General features: G+C 71.0%; 13 protein-coding genes. 6 read left to right on the top strand and 7 right to left on the bottom strand.

The features are described from left to right. Positions 1–8: 8 nt before the first annotated feature. A complete protein-coding gene (locus tag ASG76_RS17250) occupies positions 9–974 on the bottom strand; it encodes a heme o synthase (RefSeq protein WP_082587646.1) in 966 nt (321 codons plus the stop codon). 215 nt (positions 975–1,189) lie between these two features. On the opposite strand from ASG76_RS17250, the gene tkt reads away from it, so the two are divergent. Genes tkt through pgl form a run of 6 tightly spaced genes read left to right on the top strand, consistent with a single transcriptional unit; the run spans position 1,190 to position 9,236 of the window. Next, positions 1,190–3,286 (top strand): transketolase, encoded by a 2,097-nt coding sequence (gene tkt / locus ASG76_RS17245; protein WP_235529725.1) that lies wholly within the window; start codon positions 1,190–1,192, stop codon positions 3,284–3,286. Between the two features lie 31 nt (positions 3,287–3,317). Next, positions 3,318–4,433 (top strand): transaldolase, encoded by a 1,116-nt coding sequence (gene tal, locus ASG76_RS17240; RefSeq protein ID WP_056606355.1) that lies wholly within the window; start codon positions 3,318–3,320, stop codon positions 4,431–4,433. Next, positions 4,430–6,079, top strand: coding sequence for a glucose-6-phosphate isomerase (gene pgi / locus ASG76_RS17235; protein WP_056606352.1), 1,650 nt, complete (start codon positions 4,430–4,432; stop codon positions 6,077–6,079). The genes tal and pgi overlap by 4 nt, the downstream gene beginning before the upstream one ends. Further along, the gene (zwf, locus tag ASG76_RS17230) at positions 6,079–7,602 is read left to right on the top strand and encodes a glucose-6-phosphate dehydrogenase (RefSeq protein ID WP_056606346.1); all 1,524 of its coding nucleotides are present in this window, start codon (positions 6,079–6,081) and stop codon (positions 7,600–7,602) included. The genes pgi and zwf overlap by 1 nt, the downstream gene beginning before the upstream one ends. Further along, positions 7,603–8,514 (top strand): glucose-6-phosphate dehydrogenase assembly protein OpcA, encoded by a 912-nt coding sequence (locus ASG76_RS17225; protein ID WP_056606343.1) that lies wholly within the window; start codon positions 7,603–7,605, stop codon positions 8,512–8,514. It abuts the gene before it with no gap. After that, complete coding sequence (gene pgl / locus ASG76_RS17220; protein ID WP_056606340.1) at positions 8,511–9,236, top strand: 6-phosphogluconolactonase; 726 nt, start codon at positions 8,511–8,513, stop codon at positions 9,234–9,236. The genes ASG76_RS17225 and pgl overlap by 4 nt, the downstream gene beginning before the upstream one ends. Positions 9,237–9,296: 60 nt before the next feature. Here the strand turns inward: pgl and ASG76_RS17215 are convergent, their stop codons facing one another. The 6 genes from ASG76_RS17215 to gap all read right to left on the bottom strand — a co-directional run bounded on the left by ASG76_RS17215 (position 9,297) and on the right by gap (position 14,123). Continuing rightward, positions 9,297–10,100: a hypothetical protein gene (locus ASG76_RS17215; RefSeq protein WP_157559181.1), complete on the bottom strand. Its 804-nt coding sequence runs from the start codon at positions 10,098–10,100 to the stop codon at positions 9,297–9,299. A gap of 323 nt (positions 10,101–10,423) precedes the next feature. Further along, complete coding sequence (locus ASG76_RS17210; protein ID WP_082587645.1) at positions 10,424–10,783, bottom strand: RNA polymerase-binding protein RbpA; 360 nt, start codon at positions 10,781–10,783, stop codon at positions 10,424–10,426. A 28-nt stretch (positions 10,784–10,811) separates the two neighbouring features. Continuing rightward, entirely contained in the window at positions 10,812–11,051 is a 240-nt protein-coding gene (gene secG, locus ASG76_RS17205; protein WP_056606331.1) for a preprotein translocase subunit SecG, read from the bottom strand. 44 nt (positions 11,052–11,095) lie between these two features. Continuing rightward, positions 11,096–11,866, bottom strand: a complete 771-nt coding sequence (gene tpiA / locus ASG76_RS17200; RefSeq protein ID WP_056606669.1) for a triose-phosphate isomerase — start codon at positions 11,864–11,866, stop codon at positions 11,096–11,098. A gap of 41 nt (positions 11,867–11,907) precedes the next feature. Beyond that, on the bottom strand, positions 11,908–13,122 hold the full coding sequence (locus ASG76_RS17195; protein WP_056606328.1) for a phosphoglycerate kinase: 1,215 nt from the start codon (positions 13,120–13,122) through the stop codon (positions 11,908–11,910). Positions 13,123–13,127: 5 nt separating this feature from the next. Beyond that, entirely contained in the window at positions 13,128–14,123 is a 996-nt protein-coding gene (gene gap / locus ASG76_RS17190; RefSeq protein ID WP_056606325.1) for a type I glyceraldehyde-3-phosphate dehydrogenase, read from the bottom strand. Positions 14,124–14,248 lie beyond the last annotated feature (125 nt).

The raw sequence follows: 14,248 nt of genomic DNA, 5'->3' as shown, positions 1-14,248 counted from the left end.
GGGCCGCGTCAGCGGCCCAGCAACGGGTCGAGCGCGACCGCGACGAAGAGCAGGGAGAGGTAGAGGTTCGATGCGTGGAACAGGCGCATCGGGTTGATGTCGCTGAGCGCCTCGGAGCCCCTCGCCCGGGCCCACATGCGGTGCGCCTCGACGAGGAAGACGGCGCCGAGCACGGCGGCGGCGACGGGGTAGACGAGGCTGGTGCCGGCCACCGGCCACAGCAGCAGCGACGTCGCGACCATCACCCAGCTGTAGAGCACGACCTGGCGTCCCACCTCCGCGGCCGGCTTCACCACCGGGAGCATCGGCACGTCGACGTTGCGGTAGTCCTCGCGGTAGCGCAGTGCGAGGGCCCACGTGTGTGGCGGGGTCCAGAAGAAGACGACGAGGAAGAGCACGACCGGCGTCCAGGCCAGCTCGCCGGTCACCGCCGTCCACCCGATCAGTGCCGGGAAGCACCCGGCCAGCCCGCCCCACACGATGTTCTGCGTGGTGCGGCGCTTGAGCAGCATCGTGTAGACGAAGACATAGAAGGCGTTGGCCAGCACCGACAGTGCGGCCGAGAGCCAGTTGACCCATAGCGCCAGCACGACGGTCGAGAGGACCGCGAGCACGGTCGCGAAGACGAGGGCCGAGACCGGCGACACCATGTGGCGCGGCAGCGCGCGTCGACGCGTACGACGCATCTGCTCGTCGATGTCGCGGTCGTAGACGCAGTTGTAGGCCGACGCGGACCCGGCCGACAGCGCACCGCCGACGACCGTCGCCGCGACCAGGCCGAGCGACGGGATGCCACGCTCGGCGAAGAACATCACCGGCACCGTGGTGAGCAGCAGCAGCTCGATGACCCGCGGCTTGGTCAGGCCGACGTAGGCCGCGACCACGTCGCGCCACGACTTCGCGTCCTCGCTGCCGTCCGGCTCGCCGCCCTCCGAGGGCCGCGCGGAAGGAGCGTGCGGACCGGCATGGGACACGGTGAGGACCTCTGGGGACGGTGAGGGATGGGACGCGGACTTCTGGGCACCGACATGGATGGACAGTGCTTGGAACCGGCATCCGGACGGCCCCTCGGCCGGGGTCGAGTCTACTCGGCCGCGGCGATAGGGTCGCAGTCGAGGCCATCGCCGGATCTGTGATCCTGCACTCCCGCCCCCATCCGAGAGGAACTGCGTTGACCGAGAAGTCCGCCCTGCCCGCCACCCTGGAGTGGGACGACATCGACCGGCGCGCGGTCGACACCGCGCGGGTCCTGGCGATGGACGCGGTGCAGAAGGTCGGCAACGGCCACCCGGGCACGGCCATGAGCCTGGCGCCCGCGGCCTACCTGCTCTTCCAGAAGGTCATGCGCCACAACCCGGCCGACCCGCAGTGGCTGGCCCGCGACCGCTTCGTGCTCTCGTGCGGCCACAGCTCGATCACCCTCTACACCCAGCTGTTCCTCGGTGGCTTCGGCCTCGAGCTCGACGACCTCAAGGCGCTGCGCACCTGGGGCTCGAAGACCCCCGGCCACCCCGAGCTGGGTCACACCGCGGGTGTCGAGGTCACGACCGGCCCGCTCGGCCAGGGCGTCGGCAACGCCGTCGGCATGGCCCTGTCGGGTCGCCGCGTCCACGGCATGCTCGACGCCGACGCCGCCCCGGGCGAGGGGGTGTTCGACCACGACGTCTACGTCATCGCCTCCGACGGCGACCTCCAGGAGGGCGTCAGCTCGGAGGCCAGCTCGATCGCCGGCACGCAGAAGCTCGGCAACCTCACCGTCATCTACGACCGCAACCGGATCTCCATCGAGGGCGACACCGACATCGCCTTCACCGAGGACGTCGCCGCGCGCTACAAGGCCTACGGCTGGCACGTGCAGACCGTCGACTGGACCAACGGCGGCACGGACTACGTCGAGGACGTCCCCGCGCTCTACGCCGCGATCCGCAAGGCGCGCGCCGTCACCGACCAGCCGTCGCTGATCGTCCTCGACACCGTCATCGCCTGGCCCGCGCCCCACGCCCAGGGCACCGAGGCCGCCCACGGCAGCGCGCTCGGCGCCGACGAGGTCGCAGCCACCAAGAAGGTGCTCGGTTTCGACCCCGAGCAGACCTTCGAGGTGCCGCCCGGCGTCCTCGAGCGCACCCGCGAGCTGCGTGAGCGCGGCGCCGCGTGGGCCGCCGAGTGGGACGAGCTGTACGCCGCGTGGGCCGAGGCCCACCCGGAGTCGGCCACGCTGCTGCAGCGCCTCGAGCGCCGCGAGATGCCCGCCGACCTCGCCGGGTCGCTGCCGACCTTCGAGGCCGACGCCAAGGGCGTCGCCACCCGCTCCGCCTCCGGCAAGGTCATCAACGCGCTCGCTCCGGTGCTCCCCGAGCTCTGGGGCGGCTCGGCCGACCTCGCGGGCTCCAACAACACCACGATCACCAGCGCCCCGTCGGTCGGCCCCGAGGTCGCCGAGGTGGGCGAGTGGAGCACCGACCCCTACGCCGGTCGCGTCCTGCACTTCGGCATCCGCGAGCACGGCATGGGCGCGATCATGAACGGCATCGCGGCCGACCGCCTCACCCGCGTGTTCGGCGGCACCTTCCTCACCTTCTCCGACTACATGCGCGGCTCGGTCCGCGTGGCCGCGCTCAGCAAGCTCCCGGTCACCTACGTCTGGACCCACGACTCCATCGGCCTCGGCGAGGACGGCCCGACGCACCAGCCGATCGAGCACCTGGCCGCGCTGCGCGCGATGCCCGGCCTCGACGTCGTGCGACCCGCGGACGCCAACGAGACGGTCGCCGCCTGGCAGACCATCCTCGGCCACACCGACCGACCGGCGGCCATGGCACTCACGCGCCAGAACGTGCCGGTCTTCCCCCGTGGCGAGGACGGTTTCTCGTCCACCGAGGGCGTGGCCCGCGGCGCCTACGTGCTCATCGACTCCGAGAAGGCGACCCCCGACGTGATCCTGATCGGCACCGGGTCGGAGGTGCAGCTCGCCGTGGAGGCACGCACCCTGCTCGCCGCCGACGGCATCGACGCGCGCGTGGTGTCGCTGCCCTGCCTCGAGTGGTTCGAGGAGCAGGACGAGGCCTACCGCGACACCGTCCTCCCGCCCACCGTCAAGGCCCGCGTCTCCGTCGAGGCCGGCGTCAAGCAGGGCTGGCGCGAGATCGTCGGCGACCACGGCCGGATCGTGTCGATCGAGCACTACGGCGCGTCGGCCGACTACGCCCGGATCTACACCGAGCTCGGCATCACCGCCACCGCGGTCGCCGACGCCGCGCGCGACAGCGTCGCTGTCGTCAACGCGTGACCACCACCCACATACCGAGAGGCATCCTCTGATGAACGACCGTCTCCAGGCCCTGGCTGACGCCGGGGTGTCCATCTGGCTCGACGACCTGTCGCGCGAGCGGCTCGAGACCGGCAACCTCGCCGAGCTCGTCGAGACCAGCAACGTGGTCGGCGTGACGTCCAACCCGTCGATCTTCCAGGCCGCGCTGGCCGACGGCGAGCGCTACGACGCCCAGGTGCGCGAGCTCGCTGCGGCCGGGGCCGACGTCGACCGCGCGACCCTGGTCATCACGACCGACGACGTGCGCGAGGCGTGCAAGGTGATGCGCCCGGTCTTCGACGCCACCGACGGCGTCGACGGCCGCGTCTCGATCGAGGTCTCCCCCGGCCTGGCCCACGACACGGAGCAGACGGTGGCCGAGGCCGCCGAGCTCCACAAGACCGTGGGCGAGCCCAACGTGATGATCAAGATCCCCGGCACCCCCGAGGGCTGGCCCGCGATCACCGAGACCATCGCCGCCGGCATCTCGGTCAACGTCACCCTGATCTTCGGCCTCGACCAGTACCGCAACGTCATGGAGGCCTACGTCGCCGGTCTCGAGCAGGCCGCCGACAACGGCCACGAGCTGGCCGACATCCACTCCGTCGCCTCGTTCTTCGTCTCCCGCGTCGACACCGAGATCGACAAGCGGCTCGAGGCCGCCACGTCGGGCCCCGCCACCGACGCCGACCTCCGCGGCAAGGCCGGCGTGGCCAACGCGCGCCTGGCGTTCCAGATGTTCGAGGAGTTCTTCTCCGGCCCGCGCTGGGAGGCGCTCGAGGCCAAGGGCGCCCGCAAGCAGCGGCCGCTGTGGGCCTCGACGGGCGTCAAGAACCCCGACTACGACGACACGATGTACGTCGTCGACCTGGTCGTCGAGGACACCGTCAACACCATGCCGGAGAAGACGATGGAGGCCGTCGCCGACCACGGCGAGGTGCGTGGTGACCGGGTCCGCCCGTTCTACGACGACGCCGCCGCCCACATGCAGGCGCTGGCCGAGGCCGGGATCGACTACGACGACGTGATCGCTGTGCTCATCAAGGAGGGCGTCGACAAGTTCGTCGTCGCCTGGGACGAGCTGCAGACCACCCTGTCGGCCTCCCTCGAGGCCGCCCGCGCATGAGCACCCCGGCGGTCGACCCCGCCACGACAGCTGCGTGGGGCCGGCTCGCCGAGCTCGCCTCGGCGTACGAGCCCGACCTGCGCAGCACGCTGACCCCTGACTGGGTCGCGCAGCAGTCGCTCACCGCCGCCGACCTCCACGTCGACCTGTCGAAGAACCTGTTCGACACCGACGTGGAGGCGGCACTGCTCGCGCTCGCCGACGAGGTCGACGTCACGGGCCGCCGCGACACCATGCTCGCGGGCTCGCACGTCAATGTCACCGAGGACCGCGCGGTGCTCCACACCGCGCTGCGGCTGCCGTCCGACGCCTCGCTCGAGGTCGACGGCGAGGACGTGGTGGCCGACGTCCACGAGGTGCTGGAGCGGGTCTACGCCTTCGCCGACCGCGTCCGGTCCGGCGAGTGGACCGGCGTCACCGGCAAGCGGATCGAGACGGTCGTCAACATCGGCATCGGCGGCTCCGACCTCGGCCCCGTCATGGCCTACGAGGCGCTCGAGCCCTACCGCCAGGACGGGCTCTCCTGCCGTTTCATCAGCAACATCGACCCCACCGACGCGGCGCAGAAGCTGTCGGGGATCGACCCGGAGACGACGCTGTTCATCGTCTCGAGCAAGACCTTCGGCACCCTGGAGACGCTCACCAACGCCCGGCTCTGCAAGGCGTGGCTGCTCGACCGCCTGCCCGCGGGCACCGACGCCGACGCCGCGGTGGCCCAGCACTTCGTCGCGGTGTCCACCGCACTCGACAAGGTGGCCGACTTCGGCATCGACACCGACAACGCGTTCGGCTTCTGGGACTGGGTCGGCGGGCGCTACTCCCTCGACTCCGCCATCGGCCTGTCGCTCGTCGTCGCGATCGGGCCCGAGCGCTTCGCCGAGATGCTGTCCGGCTTCCACGCCATGGACGAGCACTTCCGCACCGCTCCCCCGGCCGCCAACGTGCCGCTGCGGATGGGCCTGCTCAACGTCTGGTACGTCAACTTCCTGGGCGCGCACACGCACGCAGTGCTGCCCTACTCGCAGCTGCTGCACCGCTTCCCGGCCTACCTCCAGCAGCTCACGATGGAGTCCAACGGCAAGGGTGTGCGCTTCGACGGGGAGGCCGTCGACTACGACACCGGCGAGGTCTTCTGGGGCGAGCCCGGCACCAACGGGCAGCACGCCTTCTACCAGCTCATCCACCAGGGCACCCGGCTCGTGCCGGCGGACTTCATCGCCTTCGCGCGACCGGCGTACGCCCTCTCGGACGGCGACACCGACGTCCACGAGCTCTTCCTGGCCAACTTCTTCGCCCAGACCAAGGCGCTGGCGTTCGGGAAGACGGCCGAGGAGGTGCGCGCCGAGGGCGTGGCCGAGGACCTGGTGTCCGCGCGGACGTTCCCCGGCAACCGCCCCACGACCTCGATCATGGCGCCGGCGCTGACCCCGTCGGTGCTCGGGCAGCTGGTGGCGCTCTACGAGCACATCACCTTCGTCGAGGGCGCGGTGTGGGGCATCGACAGCTTCGACCAGTGGGGCGTCGAGCTGGGCAAGCAGCTCGCCCAGGAGCTCGGCCCGGCGGTGTCGGGCGACGCCGGCGTGCTGGCGCGGCAGGACCCGTCGACGCGGGCCCTGATCGGCTACTACCAGGAGAACCGAGGCTGATGAGCCACACCAACCCCCTCCGCAGCCCGCAGGACCGACGGCTGCCCCGCATCGCCGGCCCGTGCGGGATGGTGCTCTTCGGCGTGACGGGTGACCTGTCGCGCAAGAAGATCATGCCGGCCATCTACGACCTGGCCAACCGCGGCCTGCTGCCGCCCGGCTTCAGCCTCGTCGGCTTCGCCCGGCGCGACTGGGCCGACCAGGACTTCGCGCAGATCGTGCACGACGCGGTCAAGGAGCACGCCCGTACGCCGTTCCGCGAGGAGGTCTGGAACCAGCTCTCGGAGGGCTTCCGCTTCGTCCCCGGCGACTTCGACGACGACGCCGCCTTCGAGCAGCTGCGCCGCACGGTCGAGGAGCTGGACGCACTGCGCGGCACCGGCGGCAACATGGCCTTCTACCTCGCGATCCCGCCCTCCTTCTTCGGCACGGTCGTGGGCCAGCTCAAGGAGCACGGGCTGGCCGACCACGACAAGCAGCAGTGGCGGCGCGTGGTGGTGGAGAAGCCGTTCGGCCACGACCTGGAGTCGGCACGCGAGCTCAACGAGATCCTCGCCGGCGTCTTCCCCTCGGGCTCGATCTTCCGCATCGACCACTACCTCGGCAAGGAGACGGTGCAGAACATCCTGGCCATGCGGTTCGCCAACAACATGTTCGAGCCGATCTGGAACTCCAACTACGTCGACCACGTGCAGATCACCATGGCCGAGGACATCGGCATCGGCGGCCGTGCCGGCTACTACGACGGCATCGGCGCGGCCCGCGACGTCATCCAGAACCACCTGCTCCAGCTCATGGCGCTGGTGGCGATGGAGGAGCCGATCGCCTTCGACGCCGAGAGCCTGCGCATCGAGAAGCAGAAGGTCCTGGCCTCCGCGCAGCTCCCGCCGCGCCTCGACACGACCACCGCCCGCGGCCAGTACTCCCCCGGCTGGGCGGGTGGCGAGAAGGTGATCGGCTTCCTCGAGGAGGAGGGGATCAAGAAGACCTCCACCACCGAGACCTACGCCGCGATCACCGTGCACGTCGACACGCGCCGCTGGGCCGGCGTCCCGTTCTACCTCCGCACCGGCAAGCGCCTGGGCCGGCGGGTCACCGAGGTCGCGGTGGTGTTCAAGCGTGCGCCGCACCTGCCGTTCACCCAGACCGCCACCGAGGACCTGTCGCAGAACGCGCTCGTGATCCGCGTCCAGCCCGACGAGGGGCTGACCATGCGGTTCGGGTCGAAGGTGCCCGGCACGGCCATGGAGATCCGCGACGTCAACATGGACTTCGCCTACGGCGGCTCGTTCACCGAGGCCAGCGCCGAGGCCTACGAGCGGCTCATCCTCGACGTGCTCCTCGGCGACCCGCCGCTGTTCCCGCGCCACGAGGAGGTCGAGCTCTCCTGGAAGCTGCTCGACCCGGTGATCGACCACTGGGCCAAGAAGGGCAAGCCCGACCCCTACGACTCCGGGACGTGGGGCCCGAAGTCCGCCGATGCGATGCTGGCCCGCGACGGCCGCTCCTGGAGGAGGCCCTAGATGATCGAGCTCACCGACACCAATTCGGCCAAGATCGCCGCGGAGTTCGTCCGGGCGCGCACCCGCGCCGGCAGCCCCGCGATGGGCATGGTGATGACGCTCGTCATCGTCGCGCCCGAGGAGGACGCCGCCGAGGCGATGCTCGCCGCCAAACGGGCGTCGCGCGAGCACCCCTCCCGCGTGCTCGGCGTGATCCTGGGCGACGCCCGCGGCCACGCCCAGGTCAACGCGCAGGTCGGCAGCGGCGACGGCTGGGGCGGTGAGACCGCCCTCATCCGGCTCAAGGGCGAGGTCGTCAAGCACGCCGAGTCCGTGGTGCTGCCGCTGCTCCTGCCCGACTCCCCCGTCGCCATCTGGTGGCCGACCGCTGCACCGGCCGACCCTGCGTCCGACCCCCTGGGCTCGCTCGCCCAGCGCCGGATCACCGACTCCGCGTCGGTCTCGCGCGGGCGGGCCACCGCGATGCTGACGCAGTGCCAGTCCTACGCCCCCGGCAACACCGACCTGAGCTGGACCCGCCTCACCCCGTGGCGCGCCCTGCTCGCGGCCGCGCTCGACCAGCACCCGCTCAAGGTCACCGGCGTCAAGGTCGTCGCCGAGCGGGTCAGCCCGAGCGCCGACCTGCTCGCGGCGTGGCTCGCCGACCGGCTCAAGGTGCAGGTCACCCGGGCCAGCTCGGAGGGTCCCGGCATCACCGAGGTCACCATGGAGACCAAGGAGGGGCCTATCCGCATCAGCCGCGCCGACGGCCGGCTGGCGACGTTCACCTCCCCCCACCGCCCCGACCGGCCTGTCGCGCTGAAGCGTCGTGAGGTCCCGGCGCTGCTCGCCGAGGAGCTGCGCCGCCTCGACGAGGACGACGTCTACGCCTCGGTCGCCGCCCGCCTGGTCAAGCTCAGGAGCGCGAAGTGAGCGGCGTCGAGGTCCGGCGCCACGACGACGCCGACCTCCTCGTCGGCGACGTGGCCTCCGCGCTGCTCGAGCGCCTCGAGGCGGCCCAGGCCCGCGGGGAGGTCCCGCAGGTCGGGCTCACCGGTGGGAGCATCGCCGGGGCGCTGCACCGCGAGCTCGCCCGCCGCGCCGCGGACTCCTCGCTCGACTGGTCGCGCGTGGTCTTCTGGTGGGGCGACGAGCGGTTCGTGCCGGCCGGCGACCCCGACCGCAACGCCCTCCAGGCCCGCGAGGCCCTCCTCGACCATGTCGGCGTCGACCCCGCCAACGTCCACGAGGTGCCCGCCAGCGACGAGGTCGCCAGCGCCGAGGACGCGGCCGCCGCCTACAGCGAGGCGCTGCGCGAGCACGGCGCCGGCTTCTTCGAGGTGCTGATGCTCGGCGTCGGGCCCGACGGGCACTGTGCGTCGCTGTTCCCGGGCCACCCGGCCCTCGAGGCTCGCGACGCCATCGCCGTGGCCGTCCACGACTCCCCCAAGCCGCCGCCCGACCGGGTCACCCTCACCTTCGAGGCCATGGAGCGCTGCCGCGCGGTGTGGTTCATCGCCAGCGGCGAAGGCAAGGCCGAGGCCGTCGCACGCGCCCTCGCCGACGAGGGCTCGGTCTTCGAGACCCCCGCGCGTGGCGTACGCGGCGACGAGACGGTCTGGTGGCTCGACGAGGCCGCCGCCTCCGCCCTCTGAACGTCACGTGAGAGGGCACTTCGTGCCCGTCCCGCCTCCCGAGCGGGCACTTCGTGCCCGTCAGGGACGGGCGAGATCGACGTACGTCACAGCCGGCCGCGCGACCGCCCGGTCGAACCCGACTCGCAACCGATCGCTCGCCGTCAGCTCGGATCCGTAGACGTCGGTCTTCACGAAGACGTCCATCGCCCAGTCCCGTCGGGTGCGCAACCAGGTGAGTCGTTCCTCGTCGTGCTCGGTGCCGGCCCCGGGGTGGAACTCCTCGCCGAAGTACTCGGCGCCGTAGCGCGCCTCGCGGTGCCCCATGTCGAGCCGGTACGTCGGCCGGCCGTCGTCGTCGTGCACCCAGATCTGCGTCTCCGGCTGCGGCAGGTCGGCGTCGTACCAGTGCAGCCGCAGGGCACTCTCCGGCGGCGACTCCGCCCCCGGGTCGCCCAGCGGCGCGAGCTGGCGCAGCTGGCGCATCCCCCGGTGTCCCTTGAAGCGCTCGGATTCCGACAGCAGCAGGTCATGATCCAGCCCGAGCCTCAGGAAGCCATCGATCGCGGAGAGTGCGTCGAAGCGCCACAACCGACGTCCCAGGTCGCAGGCGGTGCGCAGGGGCGTGGTCACGGTGAGGGGACCGAGCCGCTCGACGTCGCGGACCGTCAGCTCACGCGTGCCACTCGCAAGGCCCGGCCGTCGCAAGCGGCTCGCACCCTGGCTGTAGACGTCGAGTGGCGGCATGCGGTGGATCGCCGACCGCGGCAGCGCATCCACACCGTGCAGCCAAGCAGCTGTCCGGTCCACCACGACGGCGTGCTCGGGAACGACCAGCTCGAGGGCGGCCACGCGCAGGCGCAGCGAGTCGGGGACGTGAGACACCACGAAGACCCCTCGCAGCACGGGGCGGAGCAGGCCGCGTTCAACGAGCCGACGGCGGAGGCTGGCGTCGACGCCTGCTCTCGTCGCCTCGTCGGCCGAGAACGGTCGGTCACCCGGGATCGGCGCATCCGGTCCGACGCACTCGACGTCGCGACACCACGCAGGCATGACATGCATCCGCCCACCGTGCCCGGATCGCACGCCGGGCGGCGTACGTCATCCACAGGTTCCGCGTGACGGGCACGAAGTGCCGCCTCGGCACTACAGACAGGCACGAAGTGCCGCCTCGGCGAGCAGGACGGGCACGAAGTGCCGTCTCGGGGTCAGAAGATGATCTCGCCGGCCTTGCGTCGGCTGCGGAGCAGGGCGACGGCCTCGTCGAGGATGTCGGCCGCCTCGGTCTCGCTGCGACGCTCCTTCACGTAGGCCAGGTGCGTCTTGTAGGGCTCGATCTTCGGCGCCGGCGGGGGGTTCTCGCTGTCGAGGCTGGCGGGCAGGCCGCACTTGGGGCAGTCCCACGAGTCGGGCACGGACGCCTCGATCGAGAACGTCACCACCGAGCGGTGGTCGTGGCTGCAGAAGTAGGTGACGGTCTGGCGGGGTGCGGCCTCGCCGCGCTCCGCCTCTCCCATGGGGCCGGCACCGATTCGGCTACCGCGGATCGCATTTCCAGCACCAGCCACGACGACTCCTTCGAAAGATCTTGGGGGTTCAGTTGCCCGAGTAGGCCTTGAGCAGGCCCAGGGCGATGATGCACGCAAACCAGATGACACCGACGCCGACCGTGAAGCGGTCGAGGTTGCGCTCGGCCACCGACGATCCCCCCAGGCTGCTGGACACACCGCCACCGAACATGTCGGAGAGGCCGCCACCGCGGCCCTTGTGGAGGAGCACCAGCAGGATCATGATCGCGCTCGCAACGACGAGCAGGATGGTGAAGAGCAGAATCACGAGCGGAAGCCTACGTCACGACCACGTCGAACCGGTGAGCGCCCTCACAGCACCGGCATGTCGTAGAACCGGCAGATGCCACCGAACTCGTCGACCTGCAGGCTGGCCCCGCCCACGAGGCATCCGTCGACGTCGGCCTTCTCCATGATGCCGCCCACGTTGGACGCCTTGACCGAGCCTCCGTAGAGGATCCGGAGGCCGTCGGCGGCCGCGTCACCGTGCACCTCGCGCACCCGGTCCCGGACGGCCCCGCAGACCTCCTGGGCGTCGTCGGGCGTCGCGACCTCGCCCGTGCCGATGGCCCACACGGGCTCGTAGGCGACCACCAGGCCGGCGACCTGCTCGGCGGTGAACCCCGCGAGCGAGCCGTCGACCTGGGCGAGCGTGAACGGCACGTGCTCGCCCGCCTGGCGTACGTCGAGGCCCTCACCGACGCACACGATCGGGGTCATCCCGGCCGCGAGCGCCTGGTGCGCCTTGGCGTTGACCAGCGCGTCGCTCTCCTGGTGGTGCGTGCGCCGCTCGGAGTGCCCGACCACGACGTAGGAGCAGCCGAGCTTGGCGAGCATCCCCGCCGAGATCTCGCCGGTGTAGGCGCCGCTGTCGTGCTCCGACACGTCCTGCGCGCCGTAGCGGATCGACAGCCGGTCGCCGTCGACCAGCGTCTGTACCGAGCGGATGTCGGTGAACGGCGGCACCACGACGACCTCGACCTTGCCGAAGTCGTGCCGCTTGTCCGACAGCGTCCAGGCGAGCTTCTGGACCAGCACCACCGCTTCCTGGTGGGTGAGGTTCATCTTCCAGTTGCCCGCCATCAGCGGGGTCCGGGTGGTCTTCGACGTGCCAGCCACGATGTTCAGTCCCTCTCGAGTACGGCGATGCCCGGGAGCTCCTTGCCCTCCAGGAACTCCAGCGACGCGCCACCGCCGGTGGAGATGTGGCCGAAGGCGGCCTCGTCGAAGCCGAGCGTGCGCACGGCCGCGGCCGAGTCACCCCCGCCGACGACGGAGAGCCCGTCCACCTCGGTCAGCGCCTGCGCGACGGCTCGGGTGCCGTCGGCGAAGGCGTCGACCTCGAACACGCCCATCGGGCCGTTCCAGAAGACGGTCCTCGCGTCCGCGAGCGCGGCCGCGAAGGCGGCAGCCGACTCCGGGCCGATGTCGAGGCCGAGGGCGTCGGAGGGGATCTCGGAGGCAGGCACGACGCGGGGCTCGGGCTCGCGGTCGCCCGAGGGGAACGCGGTGTCGACCACGATGTCGGTCGGCAGCAGGATCTCCACCCCGCGGTCCGCGGCCTCGGCGAGGTAACGGGTGCAGGTGTCGAGCTGGTCGGCCTCGAGCAGGCTCTTGCCGACCTCGTGGCCCTGGGCCTTGAGGAAGGTGAAGACCATGCCGCCGCCGATGAGCAGCTTGTCGGCCTTGTCGATGAGGTTGTCGATCACGCCGAGCTTGTCGGAGACCTTGGAGCCGCCGAGCACGACGACGTAGGGGCGCTCCGGGTGCTCGGTGAGCCGGCGCAGGACGTCGACCTCGGCCGCGACCAGACCGCCCATCGCCGAGGGCAGGCGCAGCGCGACGTCGTACACGCTGGCCTGCTTGCGGTGCACGACGCCGAAGCCGTCGGAGACGAACGCATCGGCCAGCTGCGCGAGCTGGTCGGCGAACGCGCCGCGGACCTCGTCGTCCTTGCTGGTCTCACCGTCGTTTAACCGGACGTTCTCCAGGACGGCGACGTCGCCGTCCTGGAGACCGGCCACGGTCTCGGTCGCGCTCGCACCGACGGTGTCGGTGGCGAACGCCACCGGGCGGCCGAGCAGCTCGGAGAGCCGACCCACGACCGGCTCGAGCGAGTACGCCGGGTCCGGCTCGCCCTTGGGACGACCCAGGTGAGCGGTGACGACCACCCGGGCTCCCGCGTCGGAGAGCTCCTTGATGGTCGGCACGCTCGCACGGATCCGGCCGTCGTCGGTGATGGTGGTGCCGTCCAGGGGCACGTTGAGGTCCGAGCGGACCAGGACGCGCTTGCCCTTCAGGTCACCGAGCGACGCGATGCCTGCAGTGTGGTCGGACATCGAGCTCAGAGCGTCGAGCCGACGTGGTTGATCAGGTCGGCGAGGCGGTTGGAGTAGCCCCACTCGTTGTCGTACCAGCCGAGCACCTTGACCTGGTTGCCGATCACCTTGGTGAGCGGGGCGTCGAAGATGCAGGACGCCGGGTCGGTCACGATGTCGGTGGAGACCAGCGGGTCGGTGGAGTACTTCAGGTAGCGCCCGTCGGCCGCCGCCCGGACGATCTCGTTGACCTCGTCGACCGACGTCTCGCGACCCGCCTCGAAGGTGAGGTCGGTGGCCGAGCCGGTCGGCACCGGGACGCGCATGGCGTAGCCGTCGAGCTTGCCCTTGAGCTCGGGCAGCACCAGGCCGATGGCCTTGGCCGCACCGGTCGAGGTCGGCACCATGTTGAGCGCGGCCGCGCGGGCGCGACGCGGGTCCTTGTGGATGTTGTCCTGCAGGTTCTGGTCGGCGGTGTAGGCGTGGATGGTCGTCATCAGGCCCTTGGTGATGCCGAGGCCGTCGTTGAGGGCCTTGGCCATCGGCGCCAGGCAGTTGGTCGTGCACGACGCGTTGGAGATGACCGTGTGCGCGCTGGGGTCGTAGAGCTCGTGGTTGACACCCATCACGATCGTGATGTCCTCGTTGGAGGCCGGCGCGGAGATGATGACCTTCTTGGCGCCCGCCTCGACGTGGGCGCGGGCCTTGGTGGCGTCGGTGAAGAAGCCGGTGGACTCGACGACGACGTCGACGCCCAGCTCGCCCCACTTGAGGGCGGCGGGGTCACGCTCGGCGAACGCGGCGATGGTCTGGTCGCCCACCTTGATCGACGACTCGTCGCTGGAGACGTCGGCGTCGAGCCGGCCCAGGATCGAGTCGAACTTGAGCAGGTTGGCGAGCGAGGCGTTGTCGGTGAGGTCGTTGACGCCGACGATCTCGATGTCGGCGCCCGAGGCGCGGACGGCGCGGAAGAAGTTGCGGCCGATGCGGCCGAAGCCGTTGATGCCTACGCGGACGGTCATGGTGAGTGCCTCCTAGAACGGGGCCAGAGCGGGGCCTTCGGTGACCCCGTCGACAGCACTGGCCTTCGGTGACCAGCATCACCGACCCTATCGGGTCGCGTCGGCGCGCAGGAGCGCGGTCGACC

The sequence above is a fragment of the Nocardioides sp. Soil774 genome, assembly GCF_001428125.1.
In the GTDB taxonomy this organism is placed as follows: Bacteria; Actinomycetota; Actinomycetes; order Propionibacteriales; family Nocardioidaceae; genus Nocardioides.
Note: the sequence above shows the minus strand (reverse complement) of the source record. Positions and strands in the feature narration are given on the sequence as shown.

What these genes read in the sequence shown, in the direction of transcription:
- tal (WP_056606355.1), top strand. Translation starts at nt 3,318, where the DNA reads ATGAACGACCGTCTCCAGGCCCTGGCTGACGCCGGGGTGTCCATCTGG.
- pgi (WP_056606352.1), top strand. Translation starts at nt 4,430, where the DNA reads ATGAGCACCCCGGCGGTCGACCCCGCCACGACAGCTGCGTGGGGCCGG.
- zwf (WP_056606346.1), top strand. Translation starts at nt 6,079, where the DNA reads ATGAGCCACACCAACCCCCTCCGCAGCCCGCAGGACCGACGGCTGCCC.
- ASG76_RS17225 (WP_056606343.1), top strand. Translation starts at nt 7,603, where the DNA reads ATGATCGAGCTCACCGACACCAATTCGGCCAAGATCGCCGCGGAGTTC.
- tpiA (WP_056606669.1), bottom strand. Translation starts at nt 11,866, where the DNA reads ATGGCGGGCAACTGGAAGATGAACCTCACCCACCAGGAAGCGGTGGTG.
- ASG76_RS17195 (WP_056606328.1), bottom strand. Translation starts at nt 13,122, where the DNA reads ATGTCCGACCACACTGCAGGCATCGCGTCGCTCGGTGACCTGAAGGGC.
- gap (WP_056606325.1), bottom strand. Translation starts at nt 14,123, where the DNA reads ATGACCGTCCGCGTAGGCATCAACGGCTTCGGCCGCATCGGCCGCAAC.